The organism is Streptomyces sp. NPDC029044 (genome assembly GCF_040637495.1).
Lineage (GTDB): Bacteria > Actinomycetota > Actinomycetes > Streptomycetales > Streptomycetaceae > Streptomyces.
Map to the genome: position 1 here is coordinate 1 of NZ_JBEZWN010000072.1, position 26,996 is coordinate 26,996.

Annotated in this window: 26 protein-coding genes and 1 riboswitch; of the genes, 6 read left to right on the plus strand and 20 right to left on the minus strand. The window is 71.9% G+C overall.

What is annotated here, in order from left to right; all coding sequences use genetic code 11:
* Positions 1-117: 117 nt before the first annotated feature.
* From AB0E85_RS34280 to AB0E85_RS34320, 9 genes are all read right to left on the minus strand, one after another.
* Positions 118-1,194 (minus strand): hemolysin family protein, encoded by a 1,077-nt coding sequence (locus AB0E85_RS34280; protein ID WP_361935711.1) that lies wholly within the window; start codon positions 1,192-1,194, stop codon positions 118-120.
* Entirely contained in the window at positions 1,191-2,525 is a 1,335-nt protein-coding gene (locus AB0E85_RS34285) for a hemolysin family protein (RefSeq protein WP_361935714.1), read from the minus strand. The genes AB0E85_RS34280 and AB0E85_RS34285 overlap by 4 nt, the downstream gene beginning before the upstream one ends.
* A 245-nt stretch (positions 2,526-2,770) precedes the next feature.
* A complete protein-coding gene (locus AB0E85_RS34290) occupies positions 2,771-3,226 on the minus strand; it encodes a PH domain-containing protein (RefSeq protein WP_361935717.1) in 456 nt (151 codons plus the stop codon).
* A 14-nt stretch (positions 3,227-3,240) separates the two neighbouring features.
* Positions 3,241-4,089 (minus strand): ATP phosphoribosyltransferase, encoded by an 849-nt coding sequence (hisG, locus tag AB0E85_RS34295; RefSeq protein WP_361935719.1) that lies wholly within the window; start codon positions 4,087-4,089, stop codon positions 3,241-3,243.
* 47 nt (positions 4,090-4,136) lie between these two features.
* Entirely contained in the window at positions 4,137-4,409 is a 273-nt protein-coding gene (locus AB0E85_RS34300) for a phosphoribosyl-ATP diphosphatase (protein WP_019983911.1), read from the minus strand.
* 34 nt (positions 4,410-4,443) lie between these two features.
* Positions 4,444-4,929: a 6,7-dimethyl-8-ribityllumazine synthase gene (ribH, locus tag AB0E85_RS34305; protein ID WP_030038615.1), complete on the minus strand. Its 486-nt coding sequence runs from the start codon at positions 4,927-4,929 to the stop codon at positions 4,444-4,446.
* A gap of 20 nt (positions 4,930-4,949) precedes the next feature.
* Entirely contained in the window at positions 4,950-6,239 is a 1,290-nt protein-coding gene (locus tag AB0E85_RS34310) for a bifunctional 3,4-dihydroxy-2-butanone-4-phosphate synthase/GTP cyclohydrolase II (RefSeq protein ID WP_361935722.1), read from the minus strand.
* Positions 6,236-6,877 (minus strand): nicotinamide mononucleotide transporter family protein, encoded by a 642-nt coding sequence (locus AB0E85_RS34315; RefSeq protein WP_361935724.1) that lies wholly within the window; start codon positions 6,875-6,877, stop codon positions 6,236-6,238. Before AB0E85_RS34315 ends, AB0E85_RS34310 begins: the two co-directional genes overlap by 4 nt.
* On the minus strand, positions 6,874-7,482 hold the full coding sequence (locus tag AB0E85_RS34320) for a riboflavin synthase (RefSeq protein ID WP_361935726.1): 609 nt from the start codon (positions 7,480-7,482) through the stop codon (positions 6,874-6,876). Before AB0E85_RS34320 ends, AB0E85_RS34315 begins: the two co-directional genes overlap by 4 nt.
* 143 nt (positions 7,483-7,625) lie before the next feature.
* Positions 7,626-7,756: riboswitch (FMN riboswitch) on the minus strand.
* Between the two features lie 334 nt (positions 7,757-8,090).
* Here AB0E85_RS34320 and AB0E85_RS34325 point away from each other — a divergent pair.
* Positions 8,091-8,978, plus strand: a complete 888-nt coding sequence (locus AB0E85_RS34325; protein WP_361935729.1) for an RNA polymerase sigma-70 factor — start codon at positions 8,091-8,093, stop codon at positions 8,976-8,978.
* A 101-nt stretch (positions 8,979-9,079) separates the two neighbouring features.
* Positions 9,080-9,856, plus strand: coding sequence for an NAD(P)H-binding protein (locus AB0E85_RS34330; RefSeq protein WP_361935731.1), 777 nt, complete (start codon positions 9,080-9,082; stop codon positions 9,854-9,856).
* Between the two features lie 40 nt (positions 9,857-9,896).
* Here the strand turns inward: AB0E85_RS34330 and AB0E85_RS34335 are convergent, their stop codons facing one another.
* On the minus strand, positions 9,897-11,495 hold the full coding sequence (locus AB0E85_RS34335; RefSeq protein ID WP_361935734.1) for an ROK family protein: 1,599 nt from the start codon (positions 11,493-11,495) through the stop codon (positions 9,897-9,899).
* Positions 11,496-11,630: 135 nt separating this feature from the next.
* On the opposite strand from AB0E85_RS34335, the gene AB0E85_RS34340 reads away from it, so the two are divergent.
* Together AB0E85_RS34340 and AB0E85_RS34345 are read left to right on the plus strand one after the other, a co-directional pair.
* On the plus strand, positions 11,631-12,836 hold the full coding sequence (locus AB0E85_RS34340; RefSeq protein ID WP_361935737.1) for an MFS transporter: 1,206 nt from the start codon (positions 11,631-11,633) through the stop codon (positions 12,834-12,836).
* Positions 12,837-12,918: 82 nt separating this feature from the next.
* Entirely contained in the window at positions 12,919-14,298 is a 1,380-nt protein-coding gene (locus tag AB0E85_RS34345) for a solute carrier family 23 protein (RefSeq protein WP_361935740.1), read from the plus strand.
* Here the strand turns inward: AB0E85_RS34345 and AB0E85_RS34350 are convergent.
* Positions 14,277-15,413, minus strand: a complete 1,137-nt coding sequence (locus tag AB0E85_RS34350; RefSeq protein WP_361935776.1) for a glycoside hydrolase family 6 protein — start codon at positions 15,411-15,413, stop codon at positions 14,277-14,279. The two genes, AB0E85_RS34345 and AB0E85_RS34350, sit on opposite strands and share 22 nt — an antisense overlap.
* 175 nt (positions 15,414-15,588) lie before the next feature.
* Here AB0E85_RS34350 and AB0E85_RS34355 point away from each other — a divergent pair, with 175 nt between their 5' ends.
* Positions 15,589-16,302: a DUF5995 family protein gene (locus AB0E85_RS34355; protein WP_361935743.1), complete on the plus strand. Its 714-nt coding sequence runs from the start codon at positions 15,589-15,591 to the stop codon at positions 16,300-16,302.
* 12 nt (positions 16,303-16,314) lie between these two features.
* Here AB0E85_RS34355 and AB0E85_RS34360 read toward each other — a convergent pair whose 3' ends face one another.
* Positions 16,315-18,012 (minus strand): NAD(P)/FAD-dependent oxidoreductase, encoded by a 1,698-nt coding sequence (locus AB0E85_RS34360; protein WP_361935745.1) that lies wholly within the window; start codon positions 18,010-18,012, stop codon positions 16,315-16,317.
* 50 nt (positions 18,013-18,062) lie between these two features.
* The gene (locus AB0E85_RS34365; protein ID WP_361935748.1) at positions 18,063-18,851 is read right to left on the minus strand and encodes a carbon-nitrogen hydrolase family protein; all 789 of its coding nucleotides are present in this window, start codon (positions 18,849-18,851) and stop codon (positions 18,063-18,065) included.
* A gap of 299 nt (positions 18,852-19,150) precedes the next feature.
* On the opposite strand from AB0E85_RS34365, the gene AB0E85_RS34370 reads away from it, so the two are divergent.
* Positions 19,151-19,687 (plus strand): Repetin, encoded by a 537-nt coding sequence (locus AB0E85_RS34370; protein WP_361935751.1) that lies wholly within the window; start codon positions 19,151-19,153, stop codon positions 19,685-19,687.
* On the opposite strand, the gene AB0E85_RS34375 is transcribed toward AB0E85_RS34370, so the two are convergent.
* The 7 genes from AB0E85_RS34375 to rpe all read right to left on the minus strand — a co-directional run bounded on the left by AB0E85_RS34375 (position 19,656) and on the right by rpe (position 26,977).
* Positions 19,656-20,852, minus strand: a complete 1,197-nt coding sequence (locus AB0E85_RS34375; protein ID WP_361935754.1) for an MFS transporter — start codon at positions 20,850-20,852, stop codon at positions 19,656-19,658. The two genes, AB0E85_RS34370 and AB0E85_RS34375, sit on opposite strands and share 32 nt — an antisense overlap.
* 136 nt (positions 20,853-20,988) lie before the next feature.
* Positions 20,989-21,441, minus strand: coding sequence for an Lrp/AsnC family transcriptional regulator (locus AB0E85_RS34380; RefSeq protein WP_033309687.1), 453 nt, complete (start codon positions 21,439-21,441; stop codon positions 20,989-20,991).
* Between the two features lie 10 nt (positions 21,442-21,451).
* Entirely contained in the window at positions 21,452-22,921 is a 1,470-nt protein-coding gene (locus AB0E85_RS34385; protein ID WP_361935758.1) for an amino acid permease, read from the minus strand.
* Positions 22,922-23,239: 318 nt separating this feature from the next.
* The gene (locus AB0E85_RS34390; protein ID WP_361935760.1) at positions 23,240-24,682 is read right to left on the minus strand and encodes a GuaB1 family IMP dehydrogenase-related protein; all 1,443 of its coding nucleotides are present in this window, start codon (positions 24,680-24,682) and stop codon (positions 23,240-23,242) included.
* Between the two features lie 108 nt (positions 24,683-24,790).
* Complete coding sequence (locus AB0E85_RS34395) at positions 24,791-25,144, minus strand: barstar family protein (protein WP_361935779.1); 354 nt, start codon at positions 25,142-25,144, stop codon at positions 24,791-24,793.
* 24 nt (positions 25,145-25,168) lie between these two features.
* Positions 25,169-26,212 (minus strand): sugar-binding domain-containing protein, encoded by a 1,044-nt coding sequence (locus tag AB0E85_RS34400; RefSeq protein ID WP_361935762.1) that lies wholly within the window; start codon positions 26,210-26,212, stop codon positions 25,169-25,171.
* A 78-nt stretch (positions 26,213-26,290) separates the two neighbouring features.
* On the minus strand, positions 26,291-26,977 hold the full coding sequence (gene rpe, locus AB0E85_RS34405) for a ribulose-phosphate 3-epimerase (protein ID WP_184561535.1): 687 nt from the start codon (positions 26,975-26,977) through the stop codon (positions 26,291-26,293).
* Between the last annotated feature and the right edge of the window lie 19 nt (positions 26,978-26,996).

Genomic DNA, 26,996 nt, shown 5'->3' on the forward strand with positions numbered 1-26,996 from the left:
GTGGGGTGGGGGTTGGGGGGGTGTGGGGGGGGGGGCCCGGGCCCCCGGGGGGGGGGGGGGGGCCCCCCCCCCCCACCCGTGCCGCCCCCAGCGGCACGCATGCCCGCAGCTGGGACGCTACGTCGCCAGCACCTCTTCGCCGGACCTCGGCTCGGTCAGCCTCACCTCGCGCACCTGCCGGTGCGCGGGATCCCGCACCTCCCCCACCAGCAGCTCCAGCACGTCCTCCAGGGCGACCAGCCCGAGGACCTTCCCGGACCCGTCGGCCACCTGGGCCAGGTGGGTCGCCGCCCGCCGCATCACCGTCAGCGCGTCGTCGAGCGGCAGCTCGGACCGCAGGGTCGTCATGGGACGCCACAAGTGCTGCGGAACGGCCCGGTCCGAGTCCTCCAGGTCGAGGACGTCCTTGACGTGCAGGTAGCCCATGAAGGCGCCGTTGTCCGCGGCGACCGGGAACCGGGAGTAGCCGGTGCGGGCGGTGAGCTCGACGATCCGCCCGGGCGTGACCGACGGGCTGACCGTCACCAGCGACTCCCGCTTGAGCAGGACGTCCGTCACCGGGCGGGAGCCCAGCTCCAGGGCGTCCTCCAGGCGTTCGGCCTCCTCGGGGTCGAGCAGGCCCGCCTGGCCGGCGTCCTCCACCAGCCGGTTGAGCTGCTCACTGGTGAAGACCGCCTCGACCTCGTCCTTGGGCTCGACGTGGAAGAGCCGCAGGATGCCCTGCGAGACCGCGCCGAGGGCGGCGGTGATGGGCTTGCAGAAGCGCGCGAACCAGACCAGGCCGGGGCTGAGCCACAGCGCGGCCTTCTCCGGCGCCGCCATCGCCAGGTTCTTCGGGACCATCTCGCCGATGACGAGGTGGAAGAAGACCACCGCGGCCAGTGCGATGACGTAGGTCAGCGGGTGGATCATGCCGTGCGGCAGGTGGATCCACTCGAAGACCGGCTCCAGCAGGTGGGCGACCGTCGGTTCGGCGACCGCACCGAGGGTGAGGGAGCAGATGGTGATGCCGAACTGGGCCGCGGCCATCATCTGCGGCAGCCGCTCAAGACCGTAGAGGACCTGCCGGGCGCGGGCGGTGCCGAGCGGTTCGATCTGGCTGCGGCGTACGGAGACCAGCGCGAACTCGGCGCCGACGAAGAAGCCGTTGGCGAGCACGAGCAACGCGGCGAACAAGAGTTGGAGCACGCTCATCGGACGGCCTCCGCCATGGAGACCACCGGGGCGGTCCGCACCAGCCGGACCCGTTCCGCGCGGTAGTGGCCGACCTGGCGCACCGACAGCCGCCAGCCGGGCAGCTCCGCCTTGTCGCCGACGGCCGGGATACGGCCCAGCAGGTCGGCGATCAGGCCGGCGACGGTCTCGTACGGGCCCTCGGGCACGTCGAGGCCTATGCGCCGCAGGACGTCGACCCGGCAGCTGCCGTCGACGTCCCAGGCGGGCCTGCCGTCCTCCGGGGGCGCGGCGGCCAGCTCGGGCAGGTCGTGCCCGTCGTGCTCGTCGCGGACCTCACCGACGATCTCCTCGACGATGTCCTCCAGAGTGACGACACCGGCGGTGCCGCCGTACTCGTCGACGACGACCGCGATGGGCTGCTCGCTGCGCAGGCGGGTGAGGAGCGGCCGTACGGGCAGCGTCTCGGGGACGAGCAGCGCCGGGCGGGCGATGTGCCCGACGGGGGTGCGCAGCCGGTCCTGGACGGGCACGGCCAGGGCGTCCTTGAGGTGGGCCATGCCGACGACCTCGTCGATCTTCTCCCGGTAGACCGGGAAGCGGGACAGACCGGTGGCGCGGGTCAGATTGACGACGTCCTCGGCGGTGGCCGAGGACTGGAGGGCGCTGACCTTCACGCGCGGCGTCATCACGTGCTGCGCGGTGAGCTCGCCCAGCGACAGGGTCCGCACGAACAGGTCGGCCGTGTCCTGCTCCAGGGCGCCGGCCAGGGCCGAGTGGCGGGCCAGGGAGACGAGCTCCCCCGGGGTGCGGGCGGAGGCCAGCTCCTCGGTGGGTTCGATGCCCAGGGCGCGCACGAGCCGGTTGGCGACGGCGTTGAGACCGGCGATGACCGGGCGGAACAGCCGGGCGAAGACGTGCTGCGGGCCCGCGACGAAACGCGCGACCTGAAGCGGCCGGGACACCGCCCAGTTCTTGGGCAGCAGCTCGCCGATCACCATCTGCACGGCGGAGGCCAGCAGCATGCCGACGACGACCGTGACACCGGAGACGGCTCCCTCGGGGATGCCGATCGAGGTGAACGGGCCGTGCAGCAGCTCGGCGAGCGCCGGTTCGGCGAGCATGCCGACGACGAGCGAGGTGATGGTGATGCCGAGCTGGGTGCCGGAGAGCTGGAAGGACAGTTCCCTGAGTGATTCGACGACCCGGTGGGCGCGCCGGTCGCCTTCGGCGGCGGCCTTCTCGGCCTCCGGCCGCTCGACCGTCACGAGTCCGAACTCGGCCGCCACGAAGAATCCGTTGGCGAGAATCAGCAGGAACGCGGCTGCCAGGAGCAGCAGGGGGGTGGTCATGGTGCCGCCGCCTCCGCACGGTCGCGAACCTCGGCGACGAGGTCCGCGCTATGTCGGCAGGGGGCGGCGCAGGTACTGCAGGACGATCCGTCCATCGCCGGAGGGGGTCACTCCTCGGTTAGCAGGAGCCTCTGTGCACCGGTCGGGGCGACAGAAGCGGAGGCGTATCCATCACGCCTCCGCCAACAGATTAATCAAGACACGGCCCGGTGCGGCAGTGGCGGCCACCCGGAGGATTGCGCGAGTCAGCCCCGATGCCCTTCGGGGCCCGCCGCGGAACGGGCCTCGGCGAGCGCCCGCAGCGCCCGGGCGTCGGCCATCGCACGCTGCTTGGCCAGGCCCGGCTGGATGCCCAGAGCAGGCAGGCTGGTGCCGTCGCTGAGGTTGAGGAACACCCAGGGGTCGCCCGGCCGGAGGGTCACCTGGAGGATCTCCGCCCACTCCAGCCGGCGCTTGTTCGTGAGATTGACGACAGTGACGCCGTCCTCGTCGACGACGACCTTGGGACGTGCCAGGAGCAGCAGCACACCGTCCAGCAGCAGCGCCGTGAAGATGAAGCTGACGCGCTCGGCGGGGCTGAGCTGCTTCAGCAGCATCGCGACCGCCGTGATCACGACGAAGACGGCGACGGCCGCGGTGAGCAGCACCACGCGGGTGCTGCCCGGCCGGAACGTGACGGGCAGGGTGGGCAGATCGGACATCTCGCGTACGCCCCTCAGAGACGGCAGGCGTGGATGGCCGTGGTCAGGATGGCCCGGGCGCCGATGTCGTACAGGTCGTCCATGATCCGCTGGGCTTCCTTGGCCGGGACCATGGCGCGGACGGCGACCCAGCCCTCGTTGTGCAGCGGGGAGACGGTCGGCGACTCCAGGCCGGGCGTGAGGGCGACGGCCTTCTCCAGCTGCTCGACGCGGCAGTCGTAGTCCATCATCACGTACGTCCGGGCGACCAGGACGCCCTGGAGGCGGCGCAGGAACTGCTGCACCTTGACGTCGTCGGCGTCCGCGCCGGTGCGGCGGATCACCACCGCCTCGGACTTCATGATCGGCTCGCCTGCGACCTCCAGGCCCGCGTTGCGCAGCGAGGTGCCGGTCTCGACGACGTCGGCGATGACCTGGGCGACGCCGAGCTGGATGGCGGTCTCGACGGCCCCGTCGAGGTGGACGACGGAGGCGTCGATGCCGTGCTCGGCGAGGTGCGCCGCGACGATGCCCTCGTAGGAGGTGGCGACGGTCTTGCCGGCCAGGTCCGCCAGGCCGCTGATCGTGCCGGGCTTGGCGGCGTAGTGGAAGGTGGAGCGGGCGAAGCCGAGCGCGAGGATCTCCTCGGCTTCGGCGCCGGAGTCGATGAGCAGGTCCCGGCCGGTGAGGCCGATGTCGAGCTGCCCGCTGGCGACGTAGATCGCGATGTCGCGGGGGCGGAGGTAGAAGAACTCGACCTCGTTCACCGGGTCCACGATCCGCAGTTCCTTGGACTCCCGGCGCTGCTGGTAGCCGGCCTCATGCAGCATCTCCGCCGCAGGGCCGGACAGGGAACCCTTGTTGGGGACGGCGATGCGCAGCATGAGGTCGGCTTCCTTTGCGTGGTGTCTTACGGGAACGGGTGTGCGACTCAGAGGTGGGCGTAGACGTCGTCGAGGGAGATGCCGCGGGCGACCATCATCACCTGGACGTGGTAGAGCAGCTGCGAGATCTCCTCGGCGGCGGCTTCCTTGCCCTCGTACTCGGCGGCCATCCACACCTCGGCGGCCTCTTCGACGACCTTCTTGCCGATGGCGTGGACGCCCTTCCCGACCAGTTCTGCGGTGCGGGAAGTGGCGGGGTCGCCCTGGGCGGCCTTGTGCTGGAGCTCGGTGAAGAGCTCCTCGAACGTCTTCTTGGACATGGTGACGCTCAGCCTATGCCACAGGTGGCTTCCGTCAGCGCCAGGGTTCGGATACTGAGCGGAGGGTGGCCGCGGTCGCCACCGCCGCCGTCACCGCCTCGTGTCCCTTGTCCTCGTTGGAGCCCTCGATGCCGGCGCGGTCCAGGGCCTGCTCCTCGGTGTCGCAGGTGAGCACGCCGAAGCCGACGGGGACGCCGGTGTCGACGGAGACCTGGGTGAGGCCCTGGGTCACGCCCTGGCACACGTACTCGAAGTGGGGGGTCCCGCCGCGGATGACGACGCCGAGGGCGACGATCGCGTCGTAGCCGCGGCCTGCGAGGACCTTGGCGACGACCGGGAGCTCCCAGCTGCCGGGGACCCGGAGCAGGGTCGGCTCGTCGATGCCCAGGTCGTGCAGGGCGCGCAGGGCGCCGTCCACCAGTCCGTCCATCACCTTCTCGTGCCACTGTGCCGCGATGACGGCGACCCGGAGGTCACCCACATTGCGTACGGACAGCTCCGGTGCACCCTTGCCGCTCACGTTGCTCCTCTAGTGCTCTGTTACTGGTTGCCGCAGGCCGGCACGGTGGTCGTGTCCAGCCAGGGCAGGTCGTGGCCCATCCGGTCCCGCTTGGTGCGCAGGTAGCGGAGGTTGTGCTCGCCGGCGTTCACGGGCATCGGCACGCGGGCCTGGACCGCGATGCCGTGGCGGACGAGCGCGTCGGTCTTGTCGGGGTTGTTGGTCAGCAGCCGGACGCCGCGCACGCCGAGGTCGGCGAGGATCTGCGCGCCGGCGGCGTAGTCCCGGGCGTCGGCCGGCAGGCCGAGTTCGAGGTTGGCGTCGAGGGTGTCGCGGCCGCGTTCCTGGAGTTCGTAGGCGCGCAGCTTGGACATCAGGCCGATGCCGCGGCCCTCGTGTCCGCGCAGGTAGACCACGACGCCGCGGCCCTCTTCCTGGATGCGGGCGAGGGAGGCGTCGAGCTGGGGGCCGCAGTCGCAGCGGGCCGAGCCGAAGACGTCGCCGGTGAGGCATTCGGAGTGGACGCGGACGAGGACGTCCTGGCCGTCGCCGATCTCGCCGTGCACCAGGGCGACGTGCTCGACACCGTCGACCGTGGAGCGGTAGCCGTGGGCGGTGAAGGTGCCGTGGGCGGTGGGCAGTTGGGTCCTGGCCTCGCGGCGGACGGTGGGCTCGCTGCTGCGGCGGTAGGCGATCAGGTCCTCGATGGAGATGATCGTCAGGCCGTGCTTGCGGGCGAAGGGGATCAGCTCGGGCAGGCGCAGCATGGTGCCGTCCTCGCCGGCGATCTCGACGATCGCGCCGGCCGGGCGCAGGCCCGCGAGCCGGGCGAGGTCGACGGCGGCCTCGGTGTGGCCGTTGCGGGCGAGGACCCCGCCGGGCCGGGCGCGCAGCGGGAAGATGTGGCCGGGGCGGACGAAGTCGTCGGGCCCGGTCACGCCGTCGGCGAGCAGCCGGAGCGTGGTGGCGCGGTCGGAGGCGGAGATGCCGGTGCTCACGCCGTGCGCGGCACAGGCGTCGACGGAGACCGTGAACGCGGTCTTCATCGACTCGGTGTTGTCCTCGACCATCTGCGGGAGGTTCAGCCGGTCCAGTTCGTCGCCCTCCATGGGGGCGCAGATCAGGCCGCGGCACTCGCTCATCATGAAGGCGACGATCTCGGGGGTCGCCTTCTCGGCGGCGATGACGAGGTCGCCCTCGTTCTCCCGGTCCTCGTCGTCGACGACCACGACGGGGCGGCCGGCCGCGATGTCGGCGATGGCCTGCTCGACGGGGTCGAGCGCGAAGGTCTCGACATCGGCGGTGCTGTACAGGGCGGTTGTGGCGCTCATGCCGGCGCTCCTTCCAGGGTGGGCCGCGCGGCCTGACGCGAGCGCAGCCACCAGTCGCGCAAGCCCCACAGGACGAGCGCGCCGTAGATGACGTAGACGAAGCCGGAGAAGGCGTAGCCGTTGGCGAAGTTGAGGGGGACGCCGACGACGTCGACGAGCAGCCAGGCGAACCAGAACTCGACCATGCCGCGCGCCTGGGCGTACATCGCGACGATGGTGCCGACGAATATGTAGGCGTCCGGCCAGGGGTCCCAGGACAGCTTCGGGTACGCCGTGAAGAGCAGCGCCACCGCGACCGTGCCGGCGGCGGCCGCCGCGGCCATCGCCGCGCGCTCACGCCAGGTGGCGAACCGTACGGCGATGTGGCCGTCGTCCCCCTGCCCCTTGCCGCGCTGCCACTGCCACCAGCCGTAGGCGGCGACGAGCACGACGACCGCCTGCTTGCCCGCGCTGCCGGTGAGGTGACCGTAGAAGGCCCCGAAGAGGATGAGGCCGGCCAGGAACTGCACGGGCCAGGTCCAGATGGAGCGCCGCCAGCCGAGGGCGAGGGCGGCCAGGCCGAAGAGGTTGCCGACCATGTCGGACCAGAGGATGTGCTGGCCGAAGACGGTGAAGGCCTCGGAGTTCAGCGAGTTCACCGGGTCGCCCCCTGCGCACGGTCGCCCAGCATCCGCTCGACGTACTTCGCGATGACGTCCACTTCGAGGTTGACCGGGTCGCCGGGCTGCTTGTGGCCGAGCGTGGTCAGGTCGAGGGTGGTGGGGATGAGGCTGACGGTGAAGTGGTCGGTGCCGGCGTCGACGACCGTGAGGCTGATGCCGTCGACGGTGATGGAACCCTTCTCGACCACGTAGCGGGTGAGTTGGGCGGGCAGGGAGATCTTCACAATCTCCCAGTTCTCCGAGGGCTTGCGCTCCAGGATCTCGCCGGTGCCGTCCACGTGGCCCTGCACGATGTGCCCGCCGAGGCGTTCGCCGACGGCCATGGGGCGTTCGAGGTTGACCCGGGAGCCGGCCCGGAGGGCGCCGAGGCTGGAGCGGTTCAGCGTCTCGGCCATGACGTCGGCGGTGAATTCGTCGCCCTCGTGGTCGACGACCGTCAGGCAGACGCCGTTCACCGCGATCGAGTCGCCGTGCTTGGCGCCTTGGGTGACGACCGGGCCTCGCAGGCGGAAGCGACAGGCGTCGTCGAGGGTCTCGACGGCGGTGACCTCGCCCAGCTCTTCGACGATTCCGGTGAACACTTCCCGGGTCCTCCTGCCTCTTCGGGCACGGACTCCGGGGCTGTCGATGACGACAGAAGTACGAGCAGGGACACCGGGTACGACGCCGGACGGAGTCCGCCACGGGGACGGACTTCTCGGCGGCGCGCACGAATGCCCGCTCGCCGCGCACTGCCTCCCATCCGGACTTTAACCGTCGGTCCAGGAATTTCACCTGGTCAACCGGTCGCTGGAGGCGACCGGGTCGCGGACTGTAACCGCCGGTTCGGACTTTCACCGACCCCGGAGTGCGCTGCTACTGGTACACGGCCAGTGTGCCACGCCTGATCGTGGCGCAGAGGGGCCTTGCATGTGGGCTGCCTCACAGACCGTGTCGCACTCCTTCCCGAGCGCGACCGGCGCCCCGACACAGGGCGTCGCCGCGGCACCCCGCGAGACGGCATTGGTACACACCTATTGACGATGTGGTCTAGTCCTTTCTAGGGTCAACGTCAGGGTCGGCTCACCCCCACTGACCGGCCCGGCGGCGGTGACGACGGCCCTTGCCCGCCGTCGGGCCTTCCCACACCGGACCCCCGCACGGGGGCTCCCGACGCCGGGGCGGGCCGCCCTCTGGCAGGGTGAGTCGTATGACCAGGACCACCGCCGAGGAGTTCGAAGTCCACCGGCCCAGGCTGTTCTCGCTCGCCTACCGGCTGCTGGGCTCAGCCGAGGAGGCCGAGGACGCGGTCCAGGACGCCTACTTGCGCTACAGCGGTGCCGACCGGTCGGGGATCGAGCACCCGGCGGCCTGGATGGCCAAGGTCGTCACCAACCTCTGCCTGAACCGGCTCACCTCCGCGCGGGCCCGGCGCGAGAGGTACGTCGGTACCTGGCTGCCCGAGCCCGTGGTCACCTCGGACGGCACGCTCGGCCCGCTGGAGTCCGTGGAGCAGCGGGACGCCGTGTCGATGGCGATGCTGGTGTTGCTGGAGCGGCTGACGCCGACCGAACGGGCCGTGTACGTGCTGCGGGAGGCGTTCGGCTACGGGCACCGGGAGATCGCCGGGGTACTGGACCTGAGCGAGGCCAACTGCCGTCAGCTGTACCGGCGTGCCGTGCGGCGGGTGGGCGAACCGCGGGCCCGGTTCGAGCCCGCCTCCGAACGGCAGGAAGAGCTGGTCACATCGTTCATCACGGCGGCCCGCGACGGGGACCTGGCCGGGCTGGAGAAGCTGCTCGCGGCCGACGCGACCTGGTGGAGCGACGGTGGCGGCAAGGTCACCGCCGCGCGGTGGCCCGTCGAGGGCGGGCCCGCGATCGCCCGCTTCCTGGCGGGCGGCGGGCCGAAGTTCGCGCGGGGCCTGGACTTCGTGCCGACGGAGGTCAACGGGCAGCTGGGGCTGGCCGGCTGGGCGGGCGACACGCTCGTCGGACTGTCGGTGGTCGAGGTACGCGACGGGCTGGTCACGGGTGTGCGGGCCGTGGTCAACCCGGAGAAGCTGGCGTTCGCACGGCGTCAGCTCACCCGGCCGTAGGACCGCTGGGCGCGCCTGTCACATTCGGCGGGGCTGTTCGGTCTGAGTCGGCGAGGGGCGCTCCACCCGGGAGCGCCCGGCGTCCGAAGGGGCTGAACAGCATGACCACGATCCTGGTGACCGGCGGCACCGGAACGCTGGGGCGGCTCGTCGTCGAGCGGTTGCGCGCGGGCGGGCACGAGGTGCGGGCGCTCAGCCGGCACAGCGAGCCGTACGCGGTGGACCTGCGGGCGGGCGGAGCCGCGCTGGACGCGGCCGTCGCCGGTGTGGACACGATCGTGCACTGCGCGACGGCACAGAAGGGGGACGAGCAGGCGGCTCAGAACCTGATCAGGGCGGCGCGCGGTGCGGGCGTGCGTCATCTCGTCTACGTGTCGATCGTGGGTGTCGACGAGGTGCCGTTCCCGTACTACCGGAGCAAGCTCGCGGTGGAGAGGCTGGTCGAGGGGTCGGGGATCGGCTGGACCGTACTGCGGGCGACGCAGTTCCACGACCTGCTGATCATGATGTTCCAGGGGCTGTCGAAGCTGCCGGTGATGTTCCTCCCGGCGGGCGTGCGGGACCAGCCGGTGGAGGTGGCCGAGGTCGCGGACCGGTTGGTCGAGCTGGCGGCGGCCGCGCCGGCGGGGCGGGTCGAGGACATGGGCGGGCCGGAGGAACGACCCCTGGCGGCCTTCGCCCGTGCGTATCTGAAGGCCTCGGGCCGCCGGCGGGCGGTGGTGAACGTACCGCTGTGGGGAGCGGCGTACCGGGGCTTCCGGAGCGGGGGACATCTGGCGCCGCGACGGGCGGTGGGCAAGGGGTCGTTCGAGGAGCACCTGAAGAGGCGGTTCGGGGGCGGCCACGTCCCGTCGGGAAGCGGGCGGTCCGGCGTCTGAGGGAGGTGGGCGGGAGGAGGCGGTTCCCGGGCCTGACGGCCTACCAGCCCGGGGAGGGCGGGGGTGGGGGCTCTCCGGGCGTGAACAGTTCCTCCTGGGCGCGGTCCCGGGCCGTCAGCAGTGCGCCCCGCAGGACCGCGCCGCCGCCCAGGCTCGTCGCCCGTACCTCCGTGGGCAGGGGCGTCATCCGCGCGAGGCGGTCCCGCACCCGTGCGGCGAGTTCCTCGCCACCGGCCTGACCGACCTCACCGCCGAGCACCACGCACCCGGGATCGAGGATCGCCACGACGGAGGCGACCCCGACGGCGAGACGATCGGCGAGGGCGTCCAGAAAGCGGGCGGCGGGGGCAGGGGCGGGAGGTGCGGGCGCCTCGGCTCCGAGGGGGCGAGGCCCGGCCCCGGGCACGGGGGCGGCCCCTCCCGGCAGCAGCGGCCCCGAACTCCCGGGGATGGGTGCGCGTCCTCCCGGCGCCGACGGCCCCGCACCTCCGAACGTGGGCACGCGCCCTCCCGACGCCGACGGCCCCGAACTCCCGAGCGTGAGCCCGGGCCCTCCCGACGCCGACGGCCCCGCACCTCCGAACGTGGGCACGCGCCCTCCCGACGCCGGCGGCCCCGAACTCCCGGGTGCGGGCGCGCGCCCTCCCGGCGCGGGCGTGGCGCTCCCGGTTCCGCTCGCCGGCACCGGGAGCTCCACGCTCGCGGTCGGCTCCTCCCCCGGCCCCCCGTCCGCCGCCGCCCGCACGACGGCGACGGCCGCCCGTACCACCGCCACCGCGGACGTCTGCTCCCCCGGCGTCGCCGGAATCCCGCACTCGGCCGCGAGGGACACGACCGCCGCCGCGGAGGCCAGCGAATGGAAGCCGCCCGCGCAGTCCGCGGCCGACGGCAGTGCGGTGGTGCCCGGGACCGGGAGGAAGCCGATCTCTCCGGTGCCACCGGAGGCTCCGCGCCGGAGGGCGCCGTCGAGGACCACGGCAGCTCCCGTCCCGTGGCCCAGCCACAGCAGGACGAAGGTGTCCCGGTCCTGGGCCGCCCCGTCGCGCTGCTCGGCCACTGCCGCGAGGTTGGTCTCGTTCTCGACGCTGACGCGGGCCTCGGGCAGCCGCTCCTGGAGGGTGGCGACGAGCCGGCGGTGCCACTCCGGCAGCCCGGTGGAGTCGCGGAGTTCGCCGCTGGACGGGTCGATCAGACCGGGCGCCCCGATCCCCACGGTGTGCAGGCGGTCGGCACCGGCCTCCTTCGCCACGCGCTCGACCAGTGTGACCGCCTGCTCCACGGCGGGCCCCGTTCCGGTGTCCCCGCCGATCGGCACCGACGCCTCGGCCAGTACCCGCCCCACCAGGTCCGCGACGGCCACGGCGACCCCTTCGGTGCGGACGTCCAGGGCGGCCAGGTGGGCCCGGTCGGCGACGATGCCGTAGACCTTCGCGTTGGGGCCGCGCCGCTGCTCCCCCGCCTCGCCGACCACCGCGATCAGCCCTGCGGCGGTGAGGCGTTCGACGAGGTCGGCGACGGTCGGCCGGGACAGACCGGTCAGCTGCTTCAACTGCCCTGCCGTCAACGGGCCTTCCTGCTGGAGCAGACGCAGGGCGAGCCGGTCGTTGATGGCCCGGGCGGTGCTCGGGGATGCGGGCATGCCGGGATCCTTCCAGACGGACGGAGCCGTCGGCCGTGGCCTGCCGGGAGACCCTCTTATTATCAGGCAGGGTTCCTGATAGTTTACGCCCGCACCGGACACGAGCACGGCAGAGACCTGGAGGGGGACCGCAGAATGGGCAAGGTGGTCGACGAACAACGCGAGTTGAAGCGGTCCCGGTACGCCGTGGCCGCCGTCTTCGCCGTGCACGGCGCCGTGACCGGCTCGTTCGCGACCCGCGTGCCGTGGATCCAGGACCACGCGGGCGTGAGCGCGGGCCAGTTGGGGATCGCGCTCGCCTTCCCCGCGCTCGGCGCGTCCGTGGCGATGCCGCTCGCCGGGAGCATCAGCCACCGCTTCGGCGCCCGCAACGCGCTGCGCGGACTGATCGCCCTGTGGACACTGTCCCTGGTCCTGCCCTCCCTCGCCCCGAACCTCCTGACGCTGTGCCTGGCCCTGTTCACGTACGGCGCGACGGCGGGCATGGCGGACGTGGCGATGAACGCGCTGGGCGTCGAGGTCGAGAACCGCCTCGGCCGGTCGATCATGTCCGGGCTGCACGGCATGTGGAGCGCGGGCGCCCTGGTCGGCTCGGCGGCCGGCACCCTCGCCGCGCACCTCGGCTCGGACGCCCGGCTGCACCACGTCCTGGCCGCCGCGGTCCTGACCGTGGTCGGCGTGGCGTCCTGCCAGTGGGTGCTCGACCTCCAGCCCGCCGAGGACGAGGAGCCGCCGCCGCGCTTCGCGCTGCCGCCCCGCTCGGCGCTGCTCATCGGCGCGATCGGGTTCTGCGCGGTGTTCGCGGAGGGCGCGAGCCTGGACTGGTCGGCGGTCTACCTGCGCGAGCAGCTGGAGACCTCGGCCGGTCTCGCCGCGGCCTGCACGACGGGCTTCACGCTCACCATGGCGGTCGCCCGGCTGGCCGGTGACAGGATCGTCGACCGCTTCGGTGCCGTGCGGACGGTGCGCGCGAGCGGTGTGTTCGCCGTCCTCGGCGGGCTGCTGATCGTCGTCGCGGACCATCCGGCGGTGGCCATGAGCGGGTTCGCGCTGATGGGCCTGGGCATCGCCGTCGTCGTGCCGCTGTGCTTCGCCGCGGCCGGCCGCAGCGGATCCAACCCGAGCCTGGCCATCGCGGGCGTCGCGACCATCACCTACACCTCGGGGCTGATCGCGCCGAGCGCGATCGGCGTGCTGGCGCAGGCGACCAGCCTGATGGTGTCGTTCTGCCTGGTGACGGCGCTGTCGTGCGGCCTGGTGGCGTTCGCCGGTGTGCTCCGCCCCGGCGAACGGACGAAGATCGGCCGGAGGGACACGCCGGTCCCCGAACGGCGGCCCTGAGGACACCCGCCCCGGTCATCAGCGCGGCACACCCCGACAATGGTCCGGACACTCGCACGCACGACGAAAGCGAAACCGCACCATGGATCTCGGCGTCCGCTGGAAACTGCACGGCGACGGAAAGATCCCGGCGCCCGGCGCCGTGGTCCGCCCCGACGAGCGGCTCTCCTGGCCCCGCACGGCAGGGCTCGGCGCCCAGCACGTCGTGGCGATGTTCGGTGCGTCCTTCGTGGCGCCGGTCCTGATGGGCCTGGACCCGAACCTCGCGATCATGATGTCGGGCGTCGCGACCGTCGTGTTCCTGCTCGCCACGCGCGGCAGCGTGCCCAGCTACCTGGGCTGCTCGCTTTCGTTCGTCGGTGTGGCGGCGGTGATCCGCGCGCAGGGCGGCAGCAGCGCGACGGTCACGGGAGCGGTGTTCGTCGTCGGGGGCGCGCTGTTCCTGGTGGGGCTGGCCGTGCGGCGGTTCGGGGCGCGGATCATCCACGCCACCATGCCGCCGATCGTCACCGGCGCGGTGGTGATGCTCATCGGCTTCAACCTGGCGCCGGTGACGGCCTCGACGTACTGGCCGCAGGACCAGTGGACGGCCCTGCTGGTCATGCTCTTCACCGGTCTGGCGGTGGTCTGCCTGCGCGGCTTCTGGTCCCGGATCGCGATCTTCCTGGGGCTGGTCTTCGGATACGGCATCTCCTGGGTGTCCGACCTGGTCTTCGGCAAGATCCACTCGGTGGACGCGAGCGGCAAGGTCACCGACCACTGGCGGCTGGACCTCTCCGGCGTGGGCCAGGCCGACTGGATCGGGCTGCCGACCCTGCACGCCCCGTCCTTCGAGTGGTCGGCGATCCTGGTCGCCCTGCCGGTCGTCATCGCGCTGGTCGCGGAGAACGCCGGGCACGTGAAGGCGGTCGGCGAGATGACCGGCGACTCGCTGGACGACAAGCTCGGCACGGCGATCGCGGCCGACGGCGTCGGCTCGATGCTGTCCACAGCGGTCGGCGGCCCGCCCAACACCACGTACTCCGAGAACATCGGCGTGATGGCCGCGACCCGCGTGTACTCGACGGCCGCGTACTGGGCCGCCGCCGGCTTCGCCCTGCTCTTCGGCGTCTGCCCGAAGTTCGGCGCGGTCGTGGCGGCGATCCCGGGCGGGGTGCTGGGCGGCATCACCGTCATCCTGTACGGCATGATCGGCCTGCTCGGCGCGCAGATCTGGATCAACGCCAAGGTGGACCTGCGCAATCCGCTGAACCTGGTCCCGGCGGCGGCCGGCATCATCATCGGCGTCGGCAACGTCTCCCTGAAGTTCTCGGACACGTTCTCGCTGAGCGGCATCGCACTCGGCACGATCGTCGTCATCACCGGCTACCACGCCCTGCGGGCCTTCGCGCCGGCCCACTTGAAGACGCAGGCGCCGCTGCTGGACGAGGGCACCTCCTCCTACGACGACGCCAGGTCGTAGGCGTACGAGGCCGTGAACGTCCCGGGCCTGCCCTTGCAGCCGTCCGACTCCCCCGGCAGCTTCACCCACAGGTAGGCGTCGATCCGGGCCTCGCCGGTGCTCAGGGTCGGGGCCCGGCCGAGCTTGCGGCCGGCCGGGTCGCACCACTCGCCGTCGGCCGGGGCGCCGTTGCCGTTGCGGCTGGTGTCGATGACCGCGCCGAGGCTCGCCGGGCCGCCGAGCGCGTCGAGGACCCGCCGGTCGTAGGCGACCTCGGCCGCGGTGGTGTGGAAGTTGGAGACGTTGCTGAAGATGCCGTCGGAGGACTCGGGTGAGGCGGCACCGGCCTGCCTGAGCCACGCCGCCTGCCTGCCGGGCGCGTTCCAGCCCGAGTGTCCGGCGTCGAAGTAGACCCGCGCCCGGGGGTTGGCGGCCTTCAGGACGCGGCCGGCCCGGGCCAGCGAGGCGAAGCGGTCCGCGCGTTCGCCGGCGGAGAGGCACTCGGCCTGGGCGACGGAGTCGGGCTCCAGGACGACGATGATCTCGCCGGAGCCCAGCCCGGCCGCGAACCGGTCGATCCAGGCGTCGTAGGCGTCCAGGCCGGGGGCACCGCCCTGGGAGTGGCCGCCGCAGTCCCGGCCGGGGATCGCGTACGGCACGACGACCGGCACCCTGCCGAGCGCGGTCCCGCCCGATGCCACGGCGGCGACCCGGGCGGTGACGGTGTCCGGTGAGTAGTCGGCGAACCAGACGGCCGCGGGCTGCTCGGCGATACGGGACGCGATGACCGCGTGCCGCGGATCGCCGGAGTGGGAGCGGACCCAGTCGAGGACCTGGGATTCGGGATGGCGGTAGAGCCGTCCGGCCACGGTGGTGGTGCGCTCCCGCTTCTTCTTCTCCGGCTTCGCCGGCGGGGGGCTCTCGGTCCGGCGGGCCGACGGAGACGGTGAGGGGGAAGCGGATCCGGCGGTGGCGGTCGGGGACGGCGACGGCACGGCCGGCAGGGGGGCCAGACGGGGCGAGGCGGACACCTCGGGAGGCCCGGCCTCGTCGGAGGCCCGCCCGCCGTCGTCGAACGCGGCGAGGACCCCCGCGACCGCGCCGGCCACGACGACGAGCGAGGCCGCCACGACCATCGCGCCACGCCGGGCGGCCCGCCTGCGCCCTGTCCTGCGGGCGGCCAGTCGCTGGGCACGCGAGCCTGACACGGTGCTGCTCCCCCTCCCCCTGCGGCGGGCGCGGTTCCCCCGTTTCGGGGAAGCGCCGGGCCCGCCGGTGCTCCCGCCAGCCTAGAGCTGCGACTCTGCCCGCATGCCGCGATGCGAACAAGTCCCCCCAGCCGTGGACACTCCGGTCGACGCCGTCATCTCCCGTATGCGCGCGCTCGACGCGGCCCTGCACCCGCGGGACGGTGTGGCGGTGTTCAACCGCGTCTACCTCGCGGTGACGGAGGCCGTGGACCGGTACGTCGACACCGGGCGGTTCGCGGACTCCCACGCCGCGATCACGCTGGACGTGCGGTTCGCGCAGCGGTACCTGGCGGCCGTCGAGACGGTGGCGGACGAGCGGCGCCCGCCGGCCTGCTGGCGGCCGCTGTTCCAGTTGCGCCGCCATCCCGGGGTACGTCCCTTGCAGTTCGCGCTGGCGGGCATCAACGCGCACATCGGGCACGATCTCGCGCTGGCCGTCGTGGACACCTGCCGTACGCTCGGCTGCGCTCCCGTCGATCTGGAGGACGAGTTCGACATGGTGGGCGATCTCCTCGTCTCGCTGGAGGAGCGCATCCGCGACGATCTGATGCCGGGCCCCGACCTGTTCCGGATCGCCGACCCGCTGACCCACCTGCTCGGCTCCTGGAGCCTGGACCGCGCCCGGGACGCCGCGTGGACGGCGGCCCGGGCCCTGTGGGCCCTGCGTGAACTCCCCGATGTGGCCGACGAGTTCACGGAACGCCTGGACACGGCGGTCGGCTTCGCGGGGCGCATGCTGCTCACCCCCCTGGCCGAGCCGCCGCTCCGGTTCTAGCCCCTGGGCAGCTCAGTCCTCCGGCAGTTCCACGGGGGCGATTTCGTCGTAGACGTCGCCGGGGCCCGGGTTGGTCGGGTCGGTCGTGCCGCCGAGGTGGTGCATGACGCCCCAGACCGCGTTGAGGGCGGTCTGGATGGCGCCCTCGGCCCAGCCGGCCGTCCAGGAGATGTCGTCGCCGGCGAGGAAGATGCCGCGCTTGTCCTCCGGGAGCCGGTCCTGCATGAAGTGCGTGAACAGGCGCCGCTGGTAGCGGTAGTGGCCGGGGAGGTTGGCCTTGAACGCGCCCATGAAGTAGGGCTCGTTCTCCCAGGAGACCGTGACCGGGTTGCCGATGATGTGCTTGCGGATGTCCACCTTGGGATAGATCTCGCCGAGCGACTTCAGCATGACCTCCATCCGCTCGTTCGCGGACAGCGGCAGCCACTTCAGGCTGTCGTCGCACCAGGTGTAGGAGAGGCAGATGACCGCGGGCTTGTCCGGGCCGTCGTCGAGCAGGTAAGTACCGCGCGTCATACGGTCGGTGAGCGTCATCGACATGACGTCCCGGCCGGTCTCCTCGTCCTTGTCCAGCCAGAACGGCCGGTCCACCGGCACGAACAGCTTGGAGCTCTCCATGTAGTGCGTGCGCTCGATCGCCGTCCAGTGGTCGATCGGGAAGAGCGAGTCGTCGCAGGCGATCTTCGACAGCAGCATCCAGGACTGGGCGGTGAAGATCGCCGCCTGGAAGGTGCGGATGTCGCCGTCGGCGTCGGTCACCGTGATGCGGTTGCCCGCGGTGCGGTGCAGCCGGGTCACGGCCGGGCGGGGCTCGCCGCCCTCGTGCAGGCTCGCGAGCGAGGTGCCCTGGGCCCAGTGCACGATCTTCTGCGGCTCGCGCTCCCACAGGCGCAGCGGCAGCTGCTGAGAGCCGCCGACGATGCCGCGGTGGTGGTCGTCGGCCTCGGTGTAGACGACGCGCAGGATCTCCAGGATGGAGTTGGGGAAGTCGGTGTCCCAGCCGCCCGTGCCGAAGCCGACCTGGCCGAAGATCTCGCGGTGCCGGAAGGACTTGAACGCCTCGGAGTCGCAGAGGAAGCCGTAGAAGGTCTGGTTGTCGAGCTTCTCGACGAGCCGGGACCAGATCTCGCGGATGCGCGGCACGTCCCGCTCGCGCAGGGCGCGGTTCATGTCGGAGAAGTCGGCGCCCTCCTCCAGGCACCGGCTCCAGGCCTCGGCGACGTCCCGGTAGACCTGGGGCAGGTCGGCGATCGTCTCGGCGTAGTGCGACTCGCCCTTGAGGTCGACGACGGTCGACGGGGTCGCCTCGGCGAGGGGGTTGGGGAAGGACCGGGTCTGGAGGCCGACGAGGTCGATGTAGTGCTGGAGGGCCGTGGAGGAGGGCGGGAAGCGCATCGCGCCCATCTCGGCCGTGAGGGACTCGTCGCAGCCGTCGAAGCCCACCGTCCGCAGCCGGCCGCCGATCTGGTCGGCCTCGTACACGACCGGCTTGAGGCCCATCTTCATCAGCTCGTACGCGGCGACGATGCCGGACAGGCCGCCGCCGATGATCGCGACCTCCGTGCCGTGTCCGGTCGCGGGTATCTGCCCGAGGCCCGCCGGGTGGGCGAGGAAGTCGTCATAGGCGTACGGGAAGTCCGGGCCGAACATGGTGATCGGCGGCTGCTGCGCGTCTGCGTGCTCGACGGCGTTGGGCACGGTGGACGTCATGGGGTACGGACTCCTTGCGCGGGTACGAACGGGCGGTTCAGCGGGGGTGGTCAGACGAGCGGCCCGTAGAGGCCGGGACGCCGGTCGAGCAGATACGGGTTGGCCTCGCGCGAGGCGGCGAGGAAGGCGGGATCGACGTCGGCGAGGACGAGGTCCTCACCGCGTCCGGCCCGGGTGCGGGCGATCCCGTCCGGTCCGGCCAGCGTGGACAGGCCCACGAACTCGAACTCGCCCTCCTGTCCTGCCCGGTTGACGTACGCGACGTACATCTGGCTCTCGAAGGCGCGTACCGGGATCATCGACTCGGCGACGAACTGGAACGGGTGCATCTGCGCGGTCGGCACGACCAGCAGGTCGGTGCCGGCGAGGGCGTGGGCCCGGACGTTCTCCGGGAACTCCACGTCGTAGCAGATGAGGATGCCGACGCGGACGCCGTCGATGTCGGCCTGGACGATCTGCTGGTCGCCGGGCGTGAAGTGGTCGCGCTCGAAACAGCCGAAGAGGTGGGTCTTGCGGTAGTTCGCGAGCCGGGTGCCGTCGGCGGAGATCAGCTGGGCGGAGTTGAAGACGGCGTCGCCGTCGCGCTCGGGGTACGCGTAGACGACCGCCAGGCCGTGGCGCGTCGCGATCTCGGCGATCGCGTCCGCGCACTCGCCGTCGGCGGGCTCGGCGAGACGGCCGACGGCGTCGCCGATCGCGTACCCGGTCAGGAACATCTCCGGCGTCACGAGCAGCCCCGCGCCCGCGGCGGCGGCCCGGCCGGCGGCCGCGTCGAGCACCTTGAGGTTCTCGACGGTGGAGCCGGGTCGGCCGGAGCTCTGGAGCAGGGCGGTGCGCATGGGTGTTCCTCACCGGGCGGAAGGGTGGTTGGAGGGGCCACGTAGACGGTACGGGCGGCTGACCAGGGTGGACAAGAAGGAGCCGTTGCGCGCCGGTGAACGGTTCGTTGCGTGCGTCGGGGGGCGGGCGGCGATTCGTTGCGCGCCCTGAGTCGTAGCCCGGCTCCTTCTCGGAGCCGGGCTGAGTCCCGCCTCCCCCGCCGCTCGGCGGAGACGGGGTCCCGCCCCGCGCTCGATGTCCCGGCCGCACCCGGCCGGGAGAGTGGGAGCTGTCCGGTCGACCTGCGGAAAGGACCGAAATGAAGCGCCGTACGAAGATCGTCGTGCTCGGCTCCGCGCTGCTGCTCACCGCCGGGGTGGCCTCGGCCGCGACCGCGTCGGACGCGCCCCGGCAGCGGGAGGCCGCGGCCCTCACCGGCACCGCCGAGCTGTACCGCTCGGCCGGGGACGACATCACGTTCTCGTTCGACGCGCATCTGGCCGCGAAGGACAAGGACGATCCGATGAAGGCCACCGGCACGTTCGAGTTCAGCCACTACCTGAACGGCTCCGGCGCCCGAGCGGAGGTCGAGGTCGACTGCCTGATCACCGGCGGCAAGGTGGCCGTCGTCTCCGGTGTGATCACCGAGTCGGACCTGCCGGGCGCCGAGGGCGAGCGGGTCGGCGTCACCGTCCACGACCTCGGCCACCACGACCGGCTCGGCTACAGCTGGGCCTCGACGGGCCGCCCCGGCGAGGGCGACGAGCCGCCCCGCTGCGTGAGCTCCGCCCCCTTCGAGAAGGTCGCGAGAGGAACGGGCGACTTCAGGGTCGTGCCGTGGCAGCCCGAGCTCTAGCCAGTACCAGGGCCGTCACCAGGTAGGGAACCGCCAGCACCGCGAAGACCGTGCCGTGCGGCAGGTCCGTGCCGAGCAGGGCGTACACGCCGAACGTGGCGACGGTCGCCAGCTCGGTGCCCAGGTTCGCCACGGACGTCACCGTGGCCCGGCGGGACTCGTCGATGCGGTGCTGGAGACGGACGTCGGCGAGTACCTCGGCCAGCTGGAACCCGGCGAAGGCGAGGCTCACGAGGGCGATTCCGGCCAGGGAGCGGGACGCGGCTCCCACGGCCAGGCCGAGGGCGGCGCCCGCGAGCAGCACCGCGAGCCCGCCCGTGCCGAGGCGTTCGGCCGGTCCGGCCAGGAGGCTGCCGAGGGTGACGCCGGCCCAGATGAGCATGATCAGGTAGGGCACCGTCGCCTCGGCGACCCCGATGTCGCGGACCAGCAGGGGGGTGTACTCGTCGAGCGCGCCCCACACCGCGGCCACGGCCGGGACCAGCAGCAAGGCTCCGCGGACCGAACGGTCCTGCCGGATCTCGGCGAGTCCGGTCCGCAGGGTCGTCGCCCAGGTGTCACCCGTGTTCTCCGCCCGCACCCGGTGCTCGGGGAACCGGGTCGCGGTGGCGGCGGTCAGCACACAGGCCAGGAAGCTGGCGGCTCCGACGGCCGCGTAGCCGCCCTGCGCGAAGACGGGCCCCGCCAGGCCGATCGAGGCCACGGTGCCCAGCAGTCGGGCGGCCCGGGCCCGGCCCATGGTCCGCGCGTACGTGTCGGCGGCACCGAGCCGGTCCAGCTCGTCGTAGACCAGCGCCTCCAGAGCGCCGGAGCCGAGCGCCCCACCCGCGCCCCACAGGACGAAGCCCACCGCGAAGGCCCCGTACGACGGGACGGCCACCCACAGCGCGAAGCCGGCGGCGGTGAGCAGCGGGCCGATCCACAGCAGTCTGCGACGCGAGACGGCGTCGGCCCAGGCGCCGGAGGGCACTTCGAGCACCACGCCGGTGATCGACCACAGGGCGAACAGGGAGGAGATCTGCCAGAGCGACAGGCCGGTGTCGGCGAACAGCAGCGCGTACACCGGGTAGAGCAGGACGAAGTCGTCGAGGAACGCGTAGCCGTACAGCGTGCGCGTCAGACGGCGGACGCCGGTGGCGGGCACGCGCGCGGGTGAGAGTGTCATGAGGCCTTCCCGGAAGGACGGATCGGACGCCGGAGGTACGGCGTCCGAGGCGGTCCTCGGGAGGCACGGCTGGTGGATCAATGTCGCCAGGTCATGACACCCAGGCTAGAGGTGTCCGGCGGAGCGGGCCACGGAGTTATGTGGGCGATCCGGACGAGAAGCGCCGCAGCAGCGGCGAGAGCACGAGCACGGACTTGGTCCGCTCGACGAACGGCTCCCCGGCGATCCGCTCCAGGACCCGTTCGAAGTGGCGCATGTCGGAGGCGAAGACCTGGACGATCGCGTCCGCGTCCCCCGTGACGGTGGACGCGGCCACGACCTCCTGGTAGCGCTCCAGACCGCGCTGGATGGTCTCCGGGGAGGTGTTCCCGCGGCAGTAGATCTCGACGAACCCCTCGGTCTCCCAGCCGAGGGCGCCCGGATCCACCCGTACGGTGAAGCCGGTGATGGCTCCGGTGGCCCGCAGCCGGTCCACGCGCCGTTTCACGGCGGGCGCGGACAGGCCGACGAGCGAGCCGATGTCGGCGTAGGAGCGGCGGGCGTCCTCGGCGAGGGCGTGCACGATGCGTTCGTCGAGATCGTTCAGCACAGTGGGTCGATCACTTCTCGGGTGGCGCGAGTCGGGAACGGCGGAAGCCGTACACGAAGTAGAACACGAGCCCGGCGGCCATCCAGACACCGAAGACCACCCAGGTCACGGTCGACAGACTGCCCATCATCCAGATGCAGAAGGCGAAGCCCAGCGCGGGCAGGACCGGGGAGAGCGGGACCCGGAAGGTGCGGGGCATGTCCGGCTTGGTCCGGCGCAGCACCACGACGGCCACGTTGACGAGGGCGAAGGCGAACAGGGTGCCGATGCTGGTGGCGTCGGCGAGCTGCCCGAGCGGGATCGCGGCGGCCAGGACACCGCAGAAGAGCGACACGATCAGGGTGTTGGCGCGCGGGGCGCCGGTCTTCGGGTGGACCTTGGCGAACACCTTGGGCACCAGACCGTCGCGGGACATGGCGAACAGGATGCGGGTCTGGCCGTACAGCACGGTCAGGACGACGCTCGCGATGGCGATGACGGCGCAGAAGGCGAGCAGCGTGCCCCAGAAGGTCTGGCCGGTGACCTCGCGCATGATCTGGGCGAGGGCGGCCTCGGAGTCGGTGAAGTTCTGCCACGGCTTGGCACCGACGGCGACGGCCGCGACGAGGACGTACAGGGCGGTGACGACGACCAGCGACAGCATGATCGCGCGCGGCAGGTCGCGCTGGGCGTTCTTCGCCTCCTCACCGGCGGTGGAGGCGGCGTCGAAGCCGATGTAGGAGAAGAACAGGGTGGCACCGGCGGCGCTGACGCCCGCCATGCCGAGCGGCATGAAGTTCTCGTAGTTGCCGGAGCGGAAGCCCTGCACGCCGATGGCGCAGAACATCACCAGTGCGGCGATCTTCACGACGACCATGACGGTGTTGGCGCGGGCGGACTCGCGGGCGCCGCCCAGCAGGAACGCCATCGCGAGCAGCACGACGATCAGGGCCGGCAGGTTGAACACGCCGCCGTCGCCGGGTGGGGCGGACAGGGCGGCCGGGATGGTGACGCCGATGGTCCCGTCGAGGAGTTCGTTGAGGTACTCGCCCCAGCCGACGGCGACGGCGGCGACCGACACGCCGTACTCCAGGACCAGGCACCAGCCGCATATCCAAGCGATCAGCTCGCCCATCGTTGCGTACGCATACGAGTACGAGGAGCCGGAGACCGGGATGGAGCCGGCGAGTTCGGCGTAGGACAGGGCCGAGAAGAGGGCGGTGAGACCGGCGATGACGAAGGAGAGCGTGACGGCCGGGCCCGCCTTGGGGACGGCCTCGCCGAGCACGACGAAGATACCGGTGCCGAGGGTGGCACCGATGCTGATCATGGTGAGCTGCCACAGCCCGAGGGTGCGGCGCAGCGAGCCTCCCTCGCCCTGACCACCCTCCGCGACCAGGCGTTCCACCGGCTTGCGGCGCATGAGGCGCGCACCGATGCCGGGGGACGCGGATGCGGCTGTCTGGCCTGGGTTCTGCGGGGGTGCGCCTTGGTCGAGCACGCGCTGGCTCCTTTTCGCTGCCGGTCAGGGCGGCGGGGACCGCGGGCACCCTTGAGCAGGGACCCACCGAGCGGAGTCCCCGCCACGCCACGTACGAGGCGACAGCCTATGAGCAACGGCGTTGCTGGTGAAATGCAGCAACCTTGCGCATACCCGCAAGATCATTGCGTTCCCCGGTGCAGGGCGGGTGTTCGTTGCGGGGCGGCTGTCGAGTGTTGCATCGGCACTGTCCGCAGGACCCCGGCGACGCAACGGAACGGCCCCCGGACGCCCCGCGGGGCGGGTCGACGGGGGCCGTGCGCAGGGGCGTCGAGGCGGTCAGCTCCAACTGGCGTGCAGGGGCTTGCCCTCCGCGTAGCCGGCCGCGCTCTGGATGCCGACGATGGCCTTCTCGGCGAACTCCTCCAGGGAGCCCGCGCCGGCGTAGGTGCAGGAGGAGCGGACGCCCGCGATGATCGAGTCGATCAGGTCCTCGACGCCCGGGCGGGCCGGGTCGAGGAACATGCGGGAGGTGGAGATGCCCTCCTCGAAGAGTGCCTTGCGGGCGCGGTCGTACGCCGACTCCTCCGAGGTGCGGTTGCGGACGGCACGTGCGGAGGCCATGCCGAAGGACTCCTTGTAGGCGCGGCCCTGGGCGTCGTGCTGGAGGTCGCCCGGGGACTCGTAGGTGCCCGCGAACCAGGAGCCGACCATCACGTTGGACGCGCCGGCCGCGAGGGCCATGGCCACGTCGCGCGGGTGGCGGACACCGCCGTCGGCCCAGACGTGCTTGCCGTACTTCTTCGCCTCGGCGGCGCATTCCAGGACGGCGGAGAACTGCGGCCGGCCGACGCCGGTCATCATGCGCGTGGTGCACATGGCGCCGGGGCCGACGCCGACCTTGACGATGTCCGCGCCGGCCTCGATCAGGTCGCGCACACCCGCGGCGGCGACCACGTTGCCCGCGACGACCGGCACCTGCGGGTCGAGGTCACGCACCAGCTTCAGGGCGCTGATCATCGACTCCTGGTGGCCGTGCGCCGTGTCGATGACGAGCGCGTCGACCCCTGCGTCCAGCAGCTGCTGGGCCTTGCCCGCGACGTCGCCGTTGATGCCGACCGCGGCGGCGATGCGGAGCCTCCCCCGGGCGTCGGTGGCCGGCGTGTAGAGCGTGGCGCGCAGGGCGCCCTTGCGGGTCAGGATGCCCGCGAGGGTGCCGTCCCCGTTGACCGCGGGGGCGTAGCGGCGGTTGGCGTGGTCGAGGGTGTTGAAGGCCTGGCCCGGGTCCATGTCCGCGTCGATGAGCAGCAGGTCCCGGGACATGACCTCGGCGAGCTGCGTGAAGCGGTCCACGCCGGACAGGTCGGCGTCGGTGACCACGCCGACCGGCTTGTGGTCGCTGTCGACGACCACACCGGCGTTGTGCGCCCGCTTGGGCAGCAGGGCCAGCGCGTCCGCGACGGTCTGATGCGGGGACAGGACGATCGGGGTGTCCAGCACCAGATGCCGGCTCTTCACCCAGGAGACGACGTCGGTGACCACGTCGTTCGGAATGTCCTGCGGTATCACCACGAGGCCGCCGCGGCGGGCCACGGTTTCGGCCATCCGGCGGCCGGCGATGGCGGTCATGTTGGCGACGACGAGCGGGATGGTGGTGCCCGTGCCGTCCGGGGAGCTGAGGTCGACGGCCTGCCGCGAGCCCACCGAGGAGCGGCTCGGCACCATGAAGACGTCGTCGTACGTCAGGTCGTACCCGGGCTGGATGTCATTGAGGAAACGCACGTGCTGCACATCCCAGTCGATCAGAGGTGACCCCCGGACCGGCCGGCCAGGGGGAAAGAGCACGTACTTCATTCTCCCATGGCCGCCGCCCGAACCACCCCCAGCAGATCATCCAGGCTGGTCAGGTGGGCTCTCGGAGGATTCTCCAAGGCCGAGGGTCACGAACAGCCCGGGACCCCGGTCCGTCGCCTCGGCGAAGATCTCCTCGGCGACCTGCCACTCCTCGGGCCGCGTCTCGGCGTACGCCCGCCAGCCCTGGACGACGACCAGCAGGCCCCGCTCCCCGGCCCCCTCGGGCCAGAGGGCGGGATCGGCCATGGAGTCGGCGAGGGCGTCCCAGTTGCGGCCGAACCAGCCGGGCAGGGCCAGGTCACGGGCGCAGCGGTCCATGAAGGCCGCCTTGTCCGTGACCCCGCTCAGGTCCAGGACGACCACGATCCGGCCCGCCGGGTCGTCCGGCACCCCGCGCGGCTCCCCGGCCATCCGTCAGACCCCGTCCGGGTCGGACCGGTTGAGCGCGGACTTCGGCGCCGGGCCGGCCGTCATCAGGTAGTCCGCGGCCGAGGTGTCCGTCACGAGGCTGGTGACGAGCCCGGACCGCAGCACGGCGTCGATCGCGGGTCCCTTGCGCTGCCCGCCCGCGATCGCGACGACCTCGGGGATCCGGCGGAGCTGGTCCGCCTTCACCGTGATGCACCGCTCACCCAGGTCCCGGCCGACCCGACGCCCCTCGGCGTCGAAGAGGTGCGCGGACATCTCGGCGGCGACCCCGAGGGAGGCGTAGTGCGCCCGCTCCTCGTCGCTGAGCATGTCGTGCACCGTGGAGATGCCCGGCTCCCAGGACCCGATGGAGACACAGGCGACGGTGACCTTGTCGAAGTGCTCGAAGGCCCGGGCGATCCCCGTCTGGTTGCGCAGCGCCGTTGCCGTGGCCGCGTCGGGCAGCAGCATCGGGGCGTAGATGGGGTGGGCGTCGCCGCCGGACACCTGGGCTGCACGGCGCACCGCCTCCACCGAGCCGCGCTCTGCGGTCCCGGCGTCGTACACGCCCGTCAGCTGCACCACCGTGCACGGTGGCAGCCGGTCGAGCGCCGCCGCCATGTGGATGGTGGAGCGGCCCCAGGCCAGACCCAGCACATCACCTTCGTCGACCAGTTCGCCGAGCAGGTCGGCGGCCACCTCTCCCAGGTTCTCGGGGTCGGGCGTCTCCTCGGCCTCGGCCGGCGACTCGACCACGACGGCGTGCCTGAGGCCGTAGCGGGCGCGGAGCGCGTCCGAGCGCTCGGCGTCCAGCTCCGCAGGCACACGGATCTCGATACGTACGAGATCCCGTTCGAGGGCGGTCTCCAGAACCCGGGCCACCTTGAAGCGGCTGACGCCGAACTCCTCCGCGATCTGGATCTTGGATTTGCCCTCGAGGTAGAAGCGGCGGGCCATGGCCGCCGCCTGCACCAGCTCAGCGGGTCCCATCCGCATGGCTGACCGGCCCGCCGACATACCCGACACGGCGATCTCCTCACTGCTGTTCACACTCTGGATTCGCCGTTCATCCTTGCAGATCCGGCGCGGATGATCAGCCCTGATGAGAGCCGTTCACTTTGCTGTGGCTCAGTGGTCGCAGGCCCAGGAGGCCTTCGCCGTCGTCGCCTCCGCCTGGGTGCGTAGTGCACGTACCGCCTCTGCCGGGTCGTTTGCCCCGTAGACCGCCGATCCGGCCACGAAGACGTCGGCTCCGGCGTCCGCGCACCGCTCGATGGTGGAAGCGGAAACTCCGCCGTCGACCTGGAGCCAGAGCTCCAGTCCGTGCTTGCTGATCAACTCGCGGGTGCGGCGAATCTTCGGAAGCATGATGTCGAGGAAGGCCTGTCCCCCGAAGCCCGGTTCAACCGTCATGATCAGCAGCATGTCGAGCTCGGGGAGCAGGTCCTCGTACGGCTCGATGGGGGTGGCGGGCTTCAGCGCCATGGAGGCCCGGGCACCCTTGGCCCGGATCTCACGGGCGAGCCGGACGGGAGCGGCGGCGGCCTCGACGTGGAAGGTGACGGAACCGGCCCCCGCTTCCACGTACTGGGGCGCCCAGCGATCGGGGGCCTCGATCATCAGGTGGCAGTCCAGCGGGGTGTCCGTCGCACGGGCGAGCGACTCTACGACCGGCACGCCGAGCGTGAGGTTCGGGACGAAATGGTTGTCCATGACGTCGACGTGGAGCCAGTCGGCTCCTTCCACGGCCTTCGCCTCGTCCGCGAGGCGGGCGAAGTCTGCGGACAGGATGCTGGGGTTGATCTGCGCGGCCATGTCCTAAGACTGCCATGCC